The sequence below is a fragment of the Enterococcus hailinensis genome, from assembly GCF_045862035.1.
In the GTDB taxonomy this organism is placed as follows: Bacteria; Bacillota; Bacilli; order Lactobacillales; family Enterococcaceae; genus Enterococcus_A; species Enterococcus_A hailinensis.
Map to the genome: position 1 here is coordinate 80,972 of NZ_BAAFRV010000009.1, position 16,319 is coordinate 97,290.

The 16,319-nt window shown below is 33.6% G+C and carries 19 protein-coding genes; 6 read left to right on the forward strand and 13 right to left on the reverse strand.

The annotated features are described in order from the left end of the window. Position 1: 1 nt before the first annotated feature. The 5 genes from cas1 to ACKTSC_RS08370 all read right to left on the reverse strand — a co-directional run bounded on the left by cas1 (position 2) and on the right by ACKTSC_RS08370 (position 8,352). Positions 2-862, reverse strand: a complete 861-nt coding sequence (gene cas1, locus ACKTSC_RS08350; RefSeq protein ID WP_407857348.1) for a type II CRISPR-associated endonuclease Cas1 — start codon at positions 860-862, stop codon at positions 2-4. Continuing rightward, on the reverse strand, positions 863-4,858 hold the full coding sequence (gene cas9, locus ACKTSC_RS08355; RefSeq protein ID WP_407857349.1) for a type II CRISPR RNA-guided endonuclease Cas9: 3,996 nt from the start codon (positions 4,856-4,858) through the stop codon (positions 863-865). A 324-nt stretch (positions 4,859-5,182) separates the two neighbouring features. Further along, positions 5,183-6,922: an adenine deaminase gene (gene ade, locus ACKTSC_RS08360; RefSeq protein ID WP_407856227.1), complete on the reverse strand. Its 1,740-nt coding sequence runs from the start codon at positions 6,920-6,922 to the stop codon at positions 5,183-5,185. A gap of 113 nt (positions 6,923-7,035) precedes the next feature. Further along, a complete protein-coding gene (locus ACKTSC_RS08365; RefSeq protein ID WP_407857350.1) occupies positions 7,036-7,443 on the reverse strand; it encodes a pyridoxamine 5'-phosphate oxidase family protein in 408 nt (135 codons plus the stop codon). A gap of 27 nt (positions 7,444-7,470) precedes the next feature. Beyond that, positions 7,471-8,352, reverse strand: coding sequence for a diacylglycerol/lipid kinase family protein (locus ACKTSC_RS08370; RefSeq protein WP_407856229.1), 882 nt, complete (start codon positions 8,350-8,352; stop codon positions 7,471-7,473). A 154-nt stretch (positions 8,353-8,506) separates the two neighbouring features. On the opposite strand from ACKTSC_RS08370, the gene ACKTSC_RS08375 reads away from it, so the two are divergent. After that, on the forward strand, positions 8,507-8,827 hold the full coding sequence (locus ACKTSC_RS08375) for a DUF960 family protein (protein WP_407857351.1): 321 nt from the start codon (positions 8,507-8,509) through the stop codon (positions 8,825-8,827). 28 nt (positions 8,828-8,855) lie between these two features. Here ACKTSC_RS08375 and ACKTSC_RS08380 read toward each other — a convergent pair whose 3' ends face one another. Further along, positions 8,856-9,293, reverse strand: coding sequence for a universal stress protein (locus ACKTSC_RS08380; RefSeq protein ID WP_407856231.1), 438 nt, complete (start codon positions 9,291-9,293; stop codon positions 8,856-8,858). A 184-nt stretch (positions 9,294-9,477) separates the two neighbouring features. Here ACKTSC_RS08380 and ACKTSC_RS08385 point away from each other — a divergent pair, with 184 nt between their 5' ends. Together ACKTSC_RS08385 and ACKTSC_RS08390 are read left to right on the forward strand one after the other, a co-directional pair. After that, positions 9,478-9,849 (forward strand): hypothetical protein, encoded by a 372-nt coding sequence (locus ACKTSC_RS08385; protein ID WP_407856232.1) that lies wholly within the window; start codon positions 9,478-9,480, stop codon positions 9,847-9,849. Between the two features lie 629 nt (positions 9,850-10,478). Then, positions 10,479-10,733: a DUF5960 family protein gene (locus ACKTSC_RS08390; RefSeq protein WP_407857352.1), complete on the forward strand. Its 255-nt coding sequence runs from the start codon at positions 10,479-10,481 to the stop codon at positions 10,731-10,733. Positions 10,734-10,988: 255 nt separating this feature from the next. On the opposite strand, the gene ACKTSC_RS08395 is transcribed toward ACKTSC_RS08390, so the two are convergent. After that, positions 10,989-11,261, reverse strand: coding sequence for a hypothetical protein (locus ACKTSC_RS08395; RefSeq protein WP_407857353.1), 273 nt, complete (start codon positions 11,259-11,261; stop codon positions 10,989-10,991). 266 nt (positions 11,262-11,527) lie between these two features. Then, a complete protein-coding gene (locus ACKTSC_RS08400) occupies positions 11,528-12,265 on the reverse strand; it encodes a C39 family peptidase (RefSeq protein ID WP_407857354.1) in 738 nt (245 codons plus the stop codon). Positions 12,266-12,516: 251 nt separating this feature from the next. Here ACKTSC_RS08400 and ACKTSC_RS08405 point away from each other — a divergent pair, with 251 nt between their 5' ends. Next, on the forward strand, positions 12,517-12,666 hold the full coding sequence (locus tag ACKTSC_RS08405) for a hypothetical protein (RefSeq protein WP_169818204.1): 150 nt from the start codon (positions 12,517-12,519) through the stop codon (positions 12,664-12,666). A 127-nt stretch (positions 12,667-12,793) separates the two neighbouring features. Next, positions 12,794-13,354 (forward strand): GNAT family N-acetyltransferase, encoded by a 561-nt coding sequence (locus ACKTSC_RS08410; protein ID WP_407857355.1) that lies wholly within the window; start codon positions 12,794-12,796, stop codon positions 13,352-13,354. A 19-nt stretch (positions 13,355-13,373) separates the two neighbouring features. Here ACKTSC_RS08410 and ACKTSC_RS08415 read toward each other — a convergent pair whose 3' ends face one another. Together ACKTSC_RS08415 and ACKTSC_RS08420 are read right to left on the reverse strand one after the other, a co-directional pair. After that, positions 13,374-13,802, reverse strand: coding sequence for a universal stress protein (locus tag ACKTSC_RS08415; RefSeq protein ID WP_407857356.1), 429 nt, complete (start codon positions 13,800-13,802; stop codon positions 13,374-13,376). A gap of 70 nt (positions 13,803-13,872) precedes the next feature. Further along, complete coding sequence (locus ACKTSC_RS08420) at positions 13,873-14,304, reverse strand: universal stress protein (protein ID WP_407856242.1); 432 nt, start codon at positions 14,302-14,304, stop codon at positions 13,873-13,875. Positions 14,305-14,813: 509 nt separating this feature from the next. Here ACKTSC_RS08420 and ACKTSC_RS08425 point away from each other — a divergent pair. Continuing rightward, entirely contained in the window at positions 14,814-15,020 is a 207-nt protein-coding gene (locus ACKTSC_RS08425) for a DUF378 domain-containing protein (protein ID WP_407856243.1), read from the forward strand. 75 nt (positions 15,021-15,095) lie between these two features. On the opposite strand, the gene ACKTSC_RS08430 is transcribed toward ACKTSC_RS08425, so the two are convergent. The 3 genes from ACKTSC_RS08430 to ACKTSC_RS08440 form a co-directional block, all read right to left on the reverse strand. Next, positions 15,096-15,317 carry an LPXTG cell wall anchor domain-containing protein gene (locus ACKTSC_RS08430; protein WP_407857360.1) on the reverse strand — a complete coding sequence of 74 codons (222 nt, stop codon included), beginning with the start codon at positions 15,315-15,317 and terminating at the stop codon, positions 15,096-15,098. Between the two features lie 376 nt (positions 15,318-15,693). Then, positions 15,694-15,888: a hypothetical protein gene (locus ACKTSC_RS08435; protein WP_407856445.1), complete on the reverse strand. Its 195-nt coding sequence runs from the start codon at positions 15,886-15,888 to the stop codon at positions 15,694-15,696. A 79-nt stretch (positions 15,889-15,967) separates the two neighbouring features. Further along, positions 15,968-16,198, reverse strand: a complete 231-nt coding sequence (locus ACKTSC_RS08440; protein ID WP_407857357.1) for a GNAT family N-acetyltransferase — start codon at positions 16,196-16,198, stop codon at positions 15,968-15,970. Between the last annotated feature and the right edge of the window lie 121 nt (positions 16,199-16,319).

Consider the following 16,319-nt stretch of genomic DNA (forward strand, 5'->3'; position numbering starts at 1 on the left):
CCTAAAAAACCGGAATCCTTTCTGTTTCTTCATTCAAAGCTCGGATGACTTTTTTAGTATAATCACTAGCAATATTAGTTAGAAACATTTCTTTGTTATTGTAGTGATACTTATTTGTAAACAAATCAAACAAAGCTCGCTTCATTACTCGAAACTCAGCTGTTTGATTTTCATAAACTATCCTATCTACAATCGGTCTAAATGGCTCCATTAAATCACTAGCTAAATTGAAATCATTGAATTGATTTGCATGCTTTAGGCCAAACTGAGTCATACAACCACACCTTACAATTTCTCTTGCAAAGATACTCATCAATAGTGTATATCCGTAGTCCAATCCTGCATTGATCGTAGTTTCTTGGTTACGGGAAAAGTCATTTCCAAAAAGAGTATTAAAATAAATTCTTGCCGCATGTCCTTCTCTATTTGAAGGATCAAAGATCTCTAACCCAGAGTGTAATACCAATATTGCCTCTGATTTTTCTTGGTAATGTAAGTCTTGTAAATGCTGGTATTGATTTAAAATTTTCTGTGAAATAATCTCCGTCCAAACAATCCCTTTACGTTCCAGTGTCCAGTTTATCTGTCGACCTAACTGTAGACTGCTATCATGGCGACCATAAAATGGCAGTAATTTTCCAATCGGTAATCTTTTGTCATCACAAAAAAGAATTAAAATATTTTCGTCTACCAAACGTTTGATTAACATTGTAGTGATCAATATATCTGTAGTTTCCAGCAAAAGAACATCAATTTCAGATAAATGGATCATCTCATTTTGGGTAGAATTTTTATAAACTAGATGATTATTTTTATACGCTAGTTTTGAGTGGTTATTTACCACAATTGTCCGCCATCCCATCTAATCACCTAATTTCGTATGAGTTTCATAAAGACCGGTGATAGATTGACTAATTATTGTAGCGCTTAGCAATTCTTTGAGGCTAGTGTACCTTTTGCGTGAAATAGTTTTCTCAAAGAAATTGAAATCAGTTGGTGCTCCGATTGCTGTAAATTGCATTAAATTTAAAAATGATTTGGCTAAAGTTTTTGTATCCATCTCGTAATTTTCTTCAAATAGCTGCTCTATGTTTTTTAAATTTTTTTCTGCGATGATATACCTGGTTGAAAATGCTTTGACTATTTCAAATAATTCATCAAAATCTGCTCTATGTTTATTCAAATATTCATAGCTCTTCTCATCAAGTTCCTCACAGTGTTTCGCATGGTACAAAAGATCCACTAAATGTTTAGGTAGAACCATTTGATTCCCTTTTTGTGCTTCTGATGCACTGGAAAGCATTCTTCGGCGACCATTTTCTAGTTCATAAAGCGTATACTTAGGTAGTTTCATTTTAATATTAGGATTGGTGTAGCCCTTATTTTCTAAAAATAGAATCGGGCTCTTTTCAAATTCCTTTTGCTCCATAATTGTTATTCCAACGATAGCTTTAGTAATTTTTTTCTTCTTTCCTTTTTCATATGAGATAACTACCGAATACGCTATGGTTGGTTCAATAAACCCACCATATTTTTTTGGGTCCCAGCCCGTCTTTCTTTCAATTAGTTTATCAGAATCACCTTTGGGTTTTACAGACTCTTTTGTAAATCGTCCAGTTTGGATCTCTGTCTTCTTTACGATATTCATCTGGCGATAATTCATTACTTTTTTTACAGTAGAAATATGCTTTTGACCCCAAAGAATCTCTCCATTTTCATCAACTTTTGATTTATTATTCTTAAAGAAAAGCATTAAATTACTATAAAATTCTTTTTTAGCAGTAGCTTTATTTTCCTTAAAAGAATTAAATTGCTGATAATCACCATAAACGAGTTCTGGTTCTAATTTAGGATAAACCCTTAATAAAGCAGTTGCCACGACGCCATTTAAATAAGCATCATGTCCGTGATGGTAATCATTGATCTCTCTCACTTTATAAAGACCATAAATTTGACGAAATTGACTTGTTAGACTGGCTTTTAATGTAATAATCCGCGTCGTATTTTCAGCCTGTTCTTTATCTCCTCGATTAAATCTTTGATGCAGAATTTGTGCAACATTTTTTGTGATTTGTCGTGTTTCGACTAATTGTCGTTTAATAAAATGCGCTTTATCTTCATCACTGAGTCCACCACGTTCGGCCTTTGTTAAATTATCAAACTTTCTTTGACTGATCAAATCAGCTTTTTTCAAGCGTTCCCAATAAGGTTTCATTTTTTTGACGGTATCAATATCAGGAACATTGTCCAATTTTTTACGATTGTCTTTCGAACTCACTAAAACTAGATTATCAATGGAATCATCCTTAATAAAGCTTTTGGGGATGATATGATCCATATCGTACTTAGACAACTGACTAATGTCCAAATCTAGTCCCGTATACATATCTTTTCCATTTTGAAGATAATAAAGATACAATTGATTTCGTTTTAAATCAGCATTATCTATTGGATATTCCTTTAAAATATTACTACCTAATTCTTTTATCGCTTCTTCTAATTTTCTTTTTCGTTTCTTTGTTTGGTCTGTCTTTTGGTTTTCACGAGCCATCTCTACCACAATGTTTTTTGGCGGATACCCCATGATATTCACGATTTCATCCACTATTTTTAAACTTTGTAAAATACTCTTCTTGATCGCAGGGCTTCCCGCTAAATTTTTGACAAGTTCATGCAGATCCTCTGTTTCAGTGATTCGCTGTTTTTCTGCAATAATTTCTTTAAAGGATAACGAATCATCGTTGATCAGTTGCATAAAATTGCGATTCTTGTTTTTAGGCATCCCGTCATCGCGCATTAAATAATCTAAAATTGTTTTCTTTGATTGCTTATCTTTGATTCCATTGATCAATTTTGCTGATAGTCGTCCCCAACCTGTATAATGGCGTCGGACTAAGTCCTTAAAAATACTTGGTTCAAAATATTCAGCATAGATATTTAATTGTTCTTGAATCATTTTGCGATCTTCAAAAACTGTTAAAATTTTGATAATTTCTTCAAACATTTGCTCATTTTCAGGATTATCTAACATTTCTTTTTTAATTCCTATTTTCAATAAATCATGGTATGTTCCAAAGCTTGCATTAAATGATTTTTCAATCCCATTAATTTTTGCAACTTCAATCATATACTGATTTTCTAGGAAATTTTCTAAGTCTTTCAGTTTAACTTTGCGGTTCTTTTTAAATAGTTCCTCAAAAATCTCTCGTTTTTCTACGCTTGAAAAATTTTGTGTAATCCCACGATCATCAACATAAGAAACCTTCGTTAATTCATTGAAAACAGCATATTTTTCATAAAGCATACTGTGTTTAGGTAATACCTTTTCCTCAGGTAGATATTGGTCACAGTTAGTCATTCTCTCAATAAAATCATTCGCTGTCTTACCTTCATCGATTTTTTCCTTAAAATCCCATGGCTTGATCGTTCCTTTACTTGTTCTAGTTAGCCAAGCAAACCGACTATTGTCTTGAGCTAATGGCCCAACATAATAAGGAATCCTAAAAGTTAAAATCTGTTCAATTTTTTCTTTATTTTCAGCTAGAAAAGGATAGTATTTTGACTGCTTGCCAATAATAGCTTTTAGCTCTTCTAAATGAATTTGATGAGGAATAACACCATTATCAAACGTTCTTTGCTTCCTTAAAAACTCTTCTTTGTCAATTTTATCTAAGAAATATTCTGCACCTTCAACCTTATTCAATAATTTCTTTAAGTATTTATAAAACTCTTCTTGTGTTACGCCATTTTCAATGTACCCTGCATAACCGTCTTTTTCTTTATCACGAAATACTTCATAATATTTCTTTGGCATCTTTGCTTTGATAAACTCTTTAAATTTTTCAAGATCTTCTTTATGTTCATCGTATCGTTTTACCATGCTAGCAGATAATTTTGCCTTCGTTGATAAGTCTTTCACCGTTAAAATCCCTGATAACTCAACTGCATCATAAACATTCTTTGCAGCTGTAAAGACTTCCGCATACTCATCCCCAATAGTTGCCAACAACGTCTCTAGTTGTTCATCATAATCTTCTTTAGAAAACTGAAGTTTATAATCTTCACTTAAGCTAAAGCATTTTTTAAAGTTTCCTTGATTACCAACAATTAACTTCAAGAATTGCATAAAATTCCCTGTCGATTTTTCAGTTGGGAATAATTTTAATGTTTTCTCAGCTTTTTTACTGCGAGAAACTCGCTCTTGTAACAATTTTCCAATTTCTGTACTCTCAACAACCGGATTAATCAAACTACCATCCTCTTGAAGCGAAAAAGTTTGATTATATGCTTGCAAGAATTTTTTGAAATTTTCGCTTACGAATATATTTTCCGTACTGATTTTTCCTTCGATTAAAAAATTCCCTCGGTACTTAATAATATGAGCTAACGCCAAATAAACTAACCGTAAATCACTTTGCGCTGTCGAATCAGCTAAGTGTTTTCTCAAATGATAAATAGTTGGAAAGTCATTGTGATAGGATACTTCTTCTTCCAGTGTTGCAAAAATCGGATGACGCTCATTTCTTTTGTCTTCTGGAACAAAGAAACTATCTTCTAAACGATAAAAAAAGTTTTCATCAAGATCTGCTATTTCTTGACTGAAAATATCTTGTAAAAATCTCAAACGATTATTACGCCTGGTATATCTTCTTCTTCCCGTTCTTTTCATTCTTGTAGCTGCAGCTGTTTCGCCAGCATCGAATAAACGTACACCCCAAAAATTTTTTTTGATTCTTTTTTTAGAACTATTACCTTTAATTTTCATATTTCTTTTTACTAATTCATGGTTTTCATACTGTACTGCATAGCCTACAGAAGCTACCCCAATGTCTAATCCGACCGTATAATCTTTTCCCATTTTTATCCTCCCATCAACTTATGTATTAAAGTATTTGATTTTTTTATCATTCTTGATATAATTATGTTATTGGAAGTATTCAAATCAATATAGCGAGTTAAAATAAGGCTTAGTCCGTAATCAACTTTTTAGTGGCGCTGTTTCGGCGCTCTTTTTTTGTCTTTAACTCCATTTAATAAATCGTTTTCTTTAATTGTATCAAACTTTACTTTAAATAAGAATATTTATTGGTATCAATAATCCGTGTTATCATTTCAAAAAGAACTTCTCTTTTTACCCATATAAAAAAACCTTCAGCCAAATTTTTGGCTGAAGGTTTTTTGCTTATTCTTCCACTGCTACTGGAACGATTTCAAATTTTGTAACATCGACTAAACCGATATCTGTAATTTTCAAATTGGGAATAACAGCTAACGACATGAAACCTAGTGTCATAATAGGATCTACTTTTTCTGATACACCTAAGACTTGGTGTGCTAGACGATTGATTTCAGCTTCTTGTTCAGCAACTTCTTCTCCAGTAAGGTCACTCATCAGTCCGGCAATTGGTAATGCCATTCGTCCGACAACTTTCCCTGACTGAATGATCACGACACCGCCGTCTTGCTCTTTTAACGCCTTGACTGCTGCGGTTATATCAGTATCATTCGTTCCCGTCACGATTAAATTATGTGAGTCATGAGCGATTGACAACCCGATTGCTCCATCTTTTAATCCATAGTCTTTCAATAAACCGATAAACACATTGCCTGTATTATGGTGGCGTTCGATCACTGCGATTTTTGTTAGGTCTTGTTTAGGATCAAATACAAATTGATTTTTTTCATCTCGTTGAACCGAAACAATGGCTTCATTAGTCAATGCTTCTTGTGGAATAACCTCGATTGCACGCGCCTTGTCGCTTGTCAGTTCTAATGCTAACTGAGCAGGGATAAACTTATCGATATGCACACTTGATTGAACATTCGCAGTAGAAACACGATGAACTGGTACAAGTGATTTTCCTGCTTTAGCCACTTGTTTGCCTGAAATATAGGTTTCTTCAATTTCGATATTATCAAGATCAGAAAAAATGACCAAGTCCGCACGCAATCCAGGCGCAATCGCTCCGCGATCATTTAACTGACAACATTGGGCTGCATTGATTGTGGCCATTTGAATCGCCCGAATAGGTGAAAGACCTTCTTCAACACAAATTCGGATACTATTATCTAAATGTCCGATTTCTAAAATCGATTTGGCCTGTAAGTCATCGGCAGATAAAACACACCGTTGGTAATTATTTTCCGTCACGCCTTTTAACAGTTCACGTAAATTTTGAGTAACCGATCCTTCTCTTAAAAAAACATACATTCCGCGAGCAATCCGATCTTTTAATTCTTGGACGGTCGAACATTCATGATCGTTAGCCACACCTGCAGCTACGTATGCATTCAATTCTTTTTCAAAAACCATTGGCGAGTGACCATCGATCCGTAATCCGCGGTCTTTCGCTGCTAATAACTTATCTAAAATAGCATCCTGTGCTTGAATGACTCCTGGATAATTCATAAATTCAGCCAAGCCATCGACTTGATTTTTTTCAAATGCTGAAACCATATCGGCAGCTTCTACTACTGCACCGGCATTTTCCATGTCTGTTGCCGGTACACAAGAAGGCATCATATAGCGAATATCCATCGGTGTTTCTTTCGCTGCTTCGATCATATAATCTAAACCTTTCAGACCTAATACATTAACGATCTCATGCGGGTCAGCCAATACCGTCGTTGTTCCGTGGGGCATCAATAATCGCCCAAATTCTTCCGGAGTGACGTAAGAAGATTCTACATGTATATGAGGATCAATAAATCCCGGAGCCACGAATTTTCCTTTTAAATCGATTGATTCTTTCCCCTGGTACTCGTCTCCTATACCAGCGATTTTACCATTTACAATGGCTATGTCTCCTTTGATGATCTCCGCTTGATACACATCGATCACCTGTGCATTTTTCAATACCAAATCTGCTGGCTTTCTACCTGCTGCAGTATCAATCAATTTCTTTAAATCCGTTTTCTCCACTATCCTCGCTCCTTCTTAAATATTTTTTCTATTATACAGTTTCATTTAAATAATCTCTAGCAAATTTACTTAAATAAAAAAAATAGTCTCTCTAATATAAGAGAGACTACCTTTTAATTTTCTGGAACATCTAAAATCTCGGCGTGCATATTTTCATAGTGTTTAAGACTCAGAGTTTCAAAGACTGCAATAACCGGATGTTCATAATTTAATTGCTTTTGAAATTCATTTAATTTTGCAGCTAATAATTTATATTCTACTAGCTCTTCGATAAAGAAATACCCTTTTAATGCAATACTTTCGTGTACTTCTTTATCAAAACAAAAAAGACTGCCTGAACGATTTGTCCGAATATTTTCTGCTGTTTTTCCATCTCCATTAATATAGAATTTAAAATAATAAAAACCATTTCTTTCAAGTGGCGGCGAGACAGCAATCGTGTGAGGGAATCCGCGGCTATCAATGGTAACTAATGTATAAGTGTCAGCTCTTGCTAATAACAGTTCCATTCTCTTATCCATTTCCTTGGCCTCCGTTCATTCATACTGTTACTTTTTAGGCACATATAGCGGCACAAAATCTACCAAAAATTCAACTGTTAGAGGTAACGCCGGACCTTTGTCTCCATCAATCCGAGAATAGATTTTTTTATCTGTCAGAGGTTTCAACTCAAGTTTATCTGTTTCTAAATAGGTTAAAGAATCAGAATTCTTCACACGACCAGTAAAAATCAAGCGAATCAATTGAAATAATTTTCTAACACGCATATTGTGCAAAATACTTACATGTAATTTATCGTAATCTGTATCAATATAGGTACGACCACCAATTGAATGCGTCGTAGTAGCTAAAGAAAACCATACTTTTAATTTTTCATGATATTCATTAGCAGTCACTTCAACTGAATAAGAACGATTTTTGCCTAATTGTTTAAATGCCTTTAATGGATAGACGATCAAACCTAGTTTTTGCTTTTCACTTTGGCGAACTTCATTTGAGATGTCTGCAAAAGTCCCAAATGTAAAGGAGCTAATGATTGCCTTTTGATTGTTTTGGCAAGAAGCAATCCCTACATTACGTTGATGACCTTCAATAATCACATCCATTGCCTCTTCTTCATCCATTGGAATATGCCAACGTTTAGCAAAATTATTGATCGTTCCTCCTGGAATAATCCCTAATGGAATTGCTTTACCTGCTTGAACAAATGCTGTTCCAACAATATTCAATGACCCATCGCCCCCGATGGACACAATGCCATCGTATTCTTCGACAGCTTCTTTCACTTTTTTTATGGCTTTCTCGGGATCAGGAGCAGTCAGAAAATCTGACTGATACCCTTTTTTTTCAAATTTTTCTTGCATTTTTTTTGCCAATTCTTCTGCATTTCCATCCCCTGCATTGGGATTAAAGAAAATACCAAACTGCATCCTAAGCGCCTTCTTCATTTAAATTTTCTTACTTTTACAATATCATTTTTAGTCATAAAAAGCCTTTATAAAGGGTCGATTGTGACCAAACTGATAGATAAATCTTTTATTCTTAAAAAAAACTGCTATTATAGATGCAATAGGAGGTCTTTTCATGTTTGAACCAACAAAATCGCGTCTTAGTGAGATTCCATTTGATCGTGTACCTGAACATATGCAGCAAGAAATTTGGCATATGATTTTCATGCGTCCATTAAAGGGATTACCCTTAAATTCACCGCAACGTTTTCATTTTTTCAAAAATAAAATCGCTGGAACTTTGAGTGTTGTTTATTCTCAAGCGGAACCATATTTTTCTGATAGTATCACGGCACCTTATGTTGAAGCCTATAAAGATATCGAGTTTCCATCCGTCATGTATGTTTACGATACAGGGGATGGACTAATAATGACATTAAATCAAAAAGACGTTTGAGCAATTGCTCAAACGTCTTTTTACTTATTTATTTAACAACCATGACATTACAAGGCGCTTGATTGACTACATAAGCAGTAGTCGAACCAACTAATAATAAGGACAATGCACCTAATCCAGTTGCCCCCATTACAATTAAATCTGTATCTAACTTTTCAGCTAGTTCAACGAGTTCTCGTTTTGGATTACCTGCAATAATGTGCGATTGTAGATGAACTTCATGCTCTTCTGCAACACGATGATGTTCTAATTCATTAATAATACTTTGGGCCTTTTCGTGGACTTCTTGCATCAAAGGAATCGAATTTCCGCCAGTTGTTCCACTAAAACTCGTCGTATCGATTACTGTAGCTAAAACTAATGTCCCTTTATTTCGTTTAGCTATATTGATTGCTTCATCAAATGCTTTTTTAGATTGCGCAGACCCATCCACAGCCACTAAAATATTTTTATATTCATCAACCATCTTCATTGCCCCCTTTACAGCCCCTAGTTTATCATTTTAACCTCTTTTAGAATAACAAAAATAATCAATTCTCTTTATTTTTTTAATTTGACAAGTTAATTCTACTTAAAAGCAAGCGTAGAAAATTGTTCTTTCGATCATAAGGTGCTAAACTTTTATCATTAACTAACAAGGAGAATCAGAGATGAATAAATCACAACGAAAAAAAGCCCATCTCATCATTCATAGTGCTTCTACAGCAGCTGGAGGTGTCGGCGTCGGAATGGCTCAACTTCCCTTCCCCGATGCAACTGTGTTATTGCCGATTCAGACAGCGATGGTGATTGCTTTAGGAAAAGTATTCGATATCAAACTAGAAGAGGGCGCCGCCAAAGCACTCGCTACTCAGTTTTTAGCTCAAAAAGCGGGCCAAATGACAGCTCGTTTTCTTGTTGGAAAACTACCTTTAGCAGGAAATATCATCAATGGTTCCACGGCTGCTGCGATTACTGAAAGCTATGGCTGGATGATTGCCAGAGACTTTTCTGAACAATTTGACAAAAAATACAACTTATAATTTTTGCTTAATTACTAGTATCGGGCAACCCTTTTTACGTCTAACTCCCTTATACTATAGGCGTGGATGAACTTGGTGTTTTACTCGTTCAATGAAGTAGTCCGCATTTAAGATAGAGGTGCTGGTTCGATTCCAGCCGTCCACACTTTCATTTTATCTAATGAATTCCTAAAAAAGACCGCTCTTCCCATTTGGAAGTAGTGGTCTTTTTACTAACTATCAAGATGATTTTCATATCGTACTAAAATTATGAATCGTTTAGTGATAATTTCTACTATTTTATGTGATTTTATCCTATAGACTTTAACTTTAGTTTATTTTTAAATCCTGACATTTCCCAACTATTTACAAGCTCTTCTTAATAAGCTACCATTCCAAATAAAAGAAATTATTAACGGAAGTTATTTATCTAATTAAGAAGGATTATTTTATGCGAAAATTTTACGAATGGCTTTATCAACAACCAAAACATATTATCTATCGACTCATGATTGTTTTTTGCTTACTTTTCTGGATAGCTGTCTATTTGATTTTCAGGTAAGAATATATCTAGCGAGCTCTTTCGAAAATCATACTTACAAACTTTACTTTTCGAACAAATGTTCGTATAATAGTTTTGAGGTGATTTTATGACAATGATTAGTTCAGATTCAGTAGAATTTTTTTACCGTACTTATGACTCATTAGTAATTGATTCTTATCCAGTAGCTTTATTACTTAATCAAATAACAACAAAAATGGATGATGAGAACCGTGATTATTTCGTCATTCCTGCGCATATGACTGGTCGACAGAAAGATATTTATTTTCAATTTGAACGTATGAATGATGAACTTATTTTTAAAGGAATACATACAAAACGTAAGAACTCTGAAGTTTCCTAATCTAAAAAAATTTTACGGATATAGGAATTTTTTTATCTTACTTATGTACTGCTTAAAATATCTCAACAGGATTCTATTAATTCTTAGACTCTAAAACAGTACCTAATTTGTACTGTTTTAGAGTCTATAAAAAGCACCTTGCCTTAAGGTGCTTCCAAGAAAGAATAAAATAGTTTTTTCTATGTGCTTTAATTAGCAGTCTAAAAATAGCAGATGCAAAATTTGATACTTTTTTCACAAATGTTTCTAAAAAAATTAAACTTTCATATATTCTAATTCTATCCCTTGGGCATCTTCTTTCATTGCTACTTGATAAGTGGTCATAAGCGTGTTAATTGTTTTTGGATCTAAGGCCAATTTCATAAATGTCGGCATATCAATTTTCTCTAACAAGTTATTATTATCAACTTTTTGCCCTTTAGATACTACTTGCATCATCTTAGCAAATCCACCTGTAAGGGAAATATTTTTCTTTTCACAGCGAACAGCGTCTCTCAATTCAACAGGGTTTGCAACAACATTTTTCATCTCCATCACCTCTTCTTTTTTTGATGATATCATACAAAATAAATTTTTTCAATTATTTTGTGAATAAAAACACAATTTTGCTATTTAGTTTGTCGATCAAATAGACTAGCACTGTAGTATTAAGTAAACCGATAGTCCATCAATTTTTTTCTACTACAGTTGCATTGTTTCACTATTTCCATATTCGCTATTTTACACTTTGATGTATAAATAAGGTCAGATGATTATCAAACAAAAAACCACTACTATAAAGAAGTGGTTTAGACTTATTCTTGTTTTTCTAAATAAAGTGATTGTTGATCCATTTGCTCATAGATCTCTTTTAAATCTGACCAAGCAATTGCTCTATTTTTATATCCATTTGGATCATTCACATAGACAATTTCTTTTTCACGATCAAATCCTGTTATTACTGCAGCATGGATTAAAGGCGTGACGTACATCTCTCCTTGGTCTGTATTCCATAGCATAAAATCATTATTTGTCGGTACCTGAAATTCAACCGTTGCAACGATCCAAACAGGAATACCTTGAGCAACTATATCTATGATATCGTTAAATGGAGCTTTTTCTTTAGTGATAACATCGTATTCTTCTGCAACATACTCTTTTGCCAAATCAGCGATAGGTTCCACTGCTACCCCCATGGCTTCGTCACCACCAGTTATATCTCCTACAAACCCCAGATGAGGATTCCCATGATTTCCTGATTCGGTGTATAGGGGTTGATAAGCGAGTTTATTGACTAATTCATTTTTATTAGTGTCATAACCGTAAAATTGTAACAACATTGAAAGTGCCGTCACTTCGCAGCCGTTTTCTAATGCATCGTCATCAAATTGATTTTCTAAAGGAACATCTAAAATAACACTATTTTTTTCTTGTTGTGTTCCTTGTTTTGCTCCAAATGATTTTAAAACTGGGGATTCCTTATTAGAAAAATAGAATCCACCACCAATAACGGCTATAACTATTAATGGTATTCCAATTGCTACTCTTTTCAAACCTTCACCTCGTCTATTATAACTATCCTTAATTATACGGATAAGTTAATAAAACGAAGAGAATAAAGCTCAAATAAAACTATAATTTTAAACTATTTTAACCATTTTAATAACTAGATTTATTATTAATATTTTATAACGATTGCAAACTTTTTATTAGCATTAATCCTTGTTTAGTGTTATATTTATAAATGGAATTTCGTTATCAACGTGATAGTTGCCTTTCGTAGCAAAAAGAGAGGAGAATGATTATGACATTCTATAACACAGATTTGCAATACCGCGTTACTTTAGATACTGATTTGAACCTTTTCATCGTTTTCGATAAAAAGAATACAAATAACGTAGCAACTGGTGTAACGATTGAACAAGCGGTGCAAGAATTGCAAAAAAATATCTAGGAGTGAATACTCAATGGAAGACGCGTATTTGCGTTGAAAGCACCTACTGTAATTAAACGGTAGGTGTCTTTTTTTTGACTAATTTTCGATCCATTGATATGCTTTTTCAAATAAGGAGGAGTGAACGATGAACGTTACTTTTACTCATATGGTTGATGCAGATATCTCACTAGTTTTCCCTCAACTATCTGCAGCTGAAGAATTATTTTCATTAATAGACTCTGACCGACAACGTATTTCACAGTTTTTGGATCTAGATCACACAAAAACATGGCTAGATGAACGTGAATTTATCAAAACTAAATTAATTGGTTATGCTGAAGGAACAGATTTCTTGCTTTTTATGGCATTCAATCAGCAGCTCTGTGGTTGTATCGACATTCATAATATTGATACAAAAGCTGGTAAAGGTGAAATTGGTTATTGGATCCATTCTTCTTTTTCTGGCCGAGGAATTGTTTCAAAAAGTGTTCGTGCGATCAGTACGATTGCATTCAATGAATTAGCTTTGAATAAATTGAAAATTATTGTTGATTTGGAAAATACAGCAAGTAATCGAGTTGCCCAATGCAGTGGTTATTTCTTAACAAGTGTTGAGCGATCAGATATGCGATTACGAGAAAATTTACGTGATATGAACCACTACACCCTTTTAAAAGAAGATCTAACAAAAAGAGCTGACGATTAATTTCGTCTAGCTCCTTTTTTTATCTGACCACCATGACATTACATGGAGCATGATTGACAATATATCCCGAAGTAGAACCAACTAATAGACGTTGAAAGCGACCTTTACCAGTTGCGCCTACATAAATCAAATCGATATCATATTGTTTAGGTAATTCCTCTGTTAATGCCTTCTTAGGATTTCCGATATACTGAATGATTTCCATGTCGTTATAGCGACCACGGGCTTTTAATCCTTCAAGATATTCTTTAGCTTCTTGAGATTCTTCAGCTAAAATGTCTTCCATTGGTTGAGCACTTCTCACTAATAAACTAGAATCATCAATGACATGGACTAAATACAATATTGCTTCGTTCCTTCGTGCTGCTCCGATAGCTTCAAAAAAAGCATCTTCTGATTGACTAGAGCCATCCACTGCTACCATTATATGTTTGTATCTACTAATCATTTTATCAATCTCCTTAAAATAAATTTTTGTATTATGTGATTATCTGCTTATTGGAGTTGGTAATTATTTATCACCGAATGACAGTTACACTGCATGGAGCCTCATTTACTACGTATGCTGCTGTTGAACCGATCTGAGTTAACTGGATCTCGCCTTTTCCCGTAGCACCTAGAAAAATCATTTCGATCTCTTGATCTTTTGCAAACTCGACAATTTTGCTACGTGGATCTCCTAGTTCAATAAATGGTTCAATCTTTTCAAGATCTTTCAAGGACGCATCATGGATCTTTTTTAGTAACTCTTTTTCAACTTGTTCTTTTTCTTCTGAGTAAATTTTACTAAATGAAAATGCACTGGTTGAAAGTTCTTTATCATTGATGACTGCCAAAATGTTCAACTTAGCCCCAGAGTATTTTGCGACTTCAATTGCTTCATTAAATGCTCGTTCCGAATGACTTGAACCATCTACGGCAACTAAAATATTCTTATATTTCCCCATCATTGTAACCGCCTCCTTCATTTAAATTATAGAAGATATTCAGTAAACTGTGAAACGATAACTATCACGAAAAGCATTGCTTTATAATTAAACATTTATTGAATAAAAATATAAATGCTCAAAATACACATTTATATATTTGGTTTATGAGCATTATTCTTGTATCTATTTTACCAATCCGTTATGGTAATTATAGTTCATTTGTTTATCCGAGTTCCTTCCCAGGACTCTGGCCGTCGTTGCCCTGCGACGGCTTTTCTTTTGCTCTAAGCATAAAGTTTGCATGTGCCCTCTTTTATGATTATAGTATTCCTTGGGTACAAACCCATCCTTTATAGAATTTGTTTTTTCACTTGCAGACCGTTATGTGTGAACGGTCTTTTTTTTTTACTCTTTTTGAATATTTTATAAAACTACTATAAACGACACGTGAATAACATCGTAAGCGTATTAATAGGTCTCATCAACCAATTATGATAGGGTTAGAAGAATCAGAAAGGAGGATGAACCACATGAAATATCTTGATATTATTGCACTTGTGTTGTTAATTATCGGTGGAATCAATTGGTTATTGATCGGTCTTTTTGAATATGATCTTGTTGCTGCTATCTCAGGCGGAAGTACAGCTATCTTAGCTAAAATTATATATATTGTTGTTGGACTATGTGCTTTATATTGTTTGAAGTTTATCCCCGCAATTGCAAATAGGACTGAATAACTACTTAAAGACCTCTAGATAAACTAGAGGTCTTTTTTTACTTAATTGATCTGATTCTTTAGTATCATGTATATATTAATGTTTTCTTGTTTTTGTCCGAGTAGATTTAATCAAACCTAGTGAAACAAATAATGTCATAACAAGCCCTATGATTGAAGTAACTACGTTATTTTCCATACCTGTTTTAGGTAAACTATTACTATTATATTTTTCTACTCTACTTAATTGTTTTGCTTCAGGTTTTGTATTAGAATTTTCTGCGTTTTTAGATACTAGAAATGTTATTTTTGTAGTTATGTTTAATTAAAAAATATATTTGTATATACTCAATCATATATACATATTTCGTAAAAGCTATTTTTTATCATAATATTATTTTTTAAAATTTTATCATCTGCTCTAACTACTATTAATACTTTTTTTATGCAGATATACGAATTACATGATTGGTTTTTTTTATGTACAATTAAAATTCTGTTTTATATAGAAATATAACTTTAATAACTTATGGTTAATTTGGTAACGATTAGAAACATTCTTTTCAAAACCCATAAAAATATCTTTTATGTTCCCGCTCGTTAGTATCTCTTGCGTAAAAAGGTCATTTATACCCCCCTCGGACGTTGTACACTTCAACTTAGCACCTAACAAAAAACCACTCGATTGAGTGGTTTTAATCTCTATTTTTTTCATTTTCTATATCATAGGGTTCATAATCTTCTTGTTTACCAAAAACATCAGCATTTAGATCCATTCCTGTTTTTGCCATATCCAAGGTATTCGTTTCAATATTTTCTAGGCGCTGATTCATATACTCGTCTTTTGTAATGACTTTCCCAGTTTTTTTATGTTTAAAAAAATTATGCATGATATTCATCTCTTCAATTTAATACTATAACTATACCTTGCCTCGGAATTTTTTTAAAATATTTGAACTAGCAATTTCATCACTGAGTGATTTTATAAATCAAATTTAGATAATTATCGTTTTTATTCTCAAAAATGACCTCATCAAGAACCTTCCATCCTCTCTTTAAATAAAAAGCCAGCCCTGACTGGTTTTTGGATAAGCATTTTAAGGTCATTTGATGGTTTAGTCTTTTTTTGGCTTCCTCTAAAAGAAGCGACCCAATCCCTGAACCCTGTTTACTAGGATCCACAAATAAACAATGTTTCATTTGTCAAATTAACCTAGACACAATCTCGACATCCATGTAACTCAAAAAGCTTTCCAGAGGGGTACGATAGTTCAATGATTTTCTGGGAATATGGTTTCGTTTTGATGCGATTGCTTGAACG

Excerpts from the sequence above, each read along its gene's own strand:
- cas9 (WP_407857349.1), bottom strand. The coding sequence starts at position 4,858 with ATGGGAAAAGATTATACGGTCGGATTAGACATTGGGGTAGCTTCTGTA.
- ACKTSC_RS08390 (WP_407857352.1), top strand. The coding sequence starts at position 10,479 with ATGACAATGATTAGTTCAGATTCAGTAGAATTTTTTTACCGTACTTAT.
- ACKTSC_RS08365 (WP_407857350.1), bottom strand. The coding sequence starts at position 7,443 with ATGGATAAGAGAATGGAACTGTTATTAGCAAGAGCTGACACTTATACA.
- ACKTSC_RS08395 (WP_407857353.1), bottom strand. The coding sequence starts at position 11,261 with ATGAAAAATGTTGTTGCAAACCCTGTTGAATTGAGAGACGCTGTTCGC.
- ACKTSC_RS08370 (WP_407856229.1), bottom strand. The coding sequence starts at position 8,352 with ATGCAGTTTGGTATTTTCTTTAATCCCAATGCAGGGGATGGAAATGCA.
- ACKTSC_RS08375 (WP_407857351.1), top strand. The coding sequence starts at position 8,507 with ATGTTTGAACCAACAAAATCGCGTCTTAGTGAGATTCCATTTGATCGT.
- ACKTSC_RS08410 (WP_407857355.1), top strand. The coding sequence starts at position 12,794 with ATGAACGTTACTTTTACTCATATGGTTGATGCAGATATCTCACTAGTT.
- ACKTSC_RS08425 (WP_407856243.1), top strand. The coding sequence starts at position 14,814 with ATGAAATATCTTGATATTATTGCACTTGTGTTGTTAATTATCGGTGGA.
- cas1 (WP_407857348.1), bottom strand. The coding sequence starts at position 862 with ATGGGATGGCGGACAATTGTGGTAAATAACCACTCAAAACTAGCGTAT.
- ACKTSC_RS08420 (WP_407856242.1), bottom strand. The coding sequence starts at position 14,304 with ATGATGGGGAAATATAAGAATATTTTAGTTGCCGTAGATGGTTCAAGT.
- ACKTSC_RS08435 (WP_407856445.1), bottom strand. The coding sequence starts at position 15,888 with ATGCATAATTTTTTTAAACATAAAAAAACTGGGAAAGTCATTACAAAA.
- ACKTSC_RS08385 (WP_407856232.1), top strand. The coding sequence starts at position 9,478 with ATGAATAAATCACAACGAAAAAAAGCCCATCTCATCATTCATAGTGCT.
- ACKTSC_RS08380 (WP_407856231.1), bottom strand. The coding sequence starts at position 9,293 with ATGGTTGATGAATATAAAAATATTTTAGTGGCTGTGGATGGGTCTGCG.
- ACKTSC_RS08415 (WP_407857356.1), bottom strand. The coding sequence starts at position 13,802 with ATGATTAGTAGATACAAACATATAATGGTAGCAGTGGATGGCTCTAGT.
- ACKTSC_RS08440 (WP_407857357.1), bottom strand. The coding sequence starts at position 16,198 with ATGAAACATTGTTTATTTGTGGATCCTAGTAAACAGGGTTCAGGGATT.
- ACKTSC_RS08405 (WP_169818204.1), top strand. The coding sequence starts at position 12,517 with ATGACATTCTATAACACAGATTTGCAATACCGCGTTACTTTAGATACT.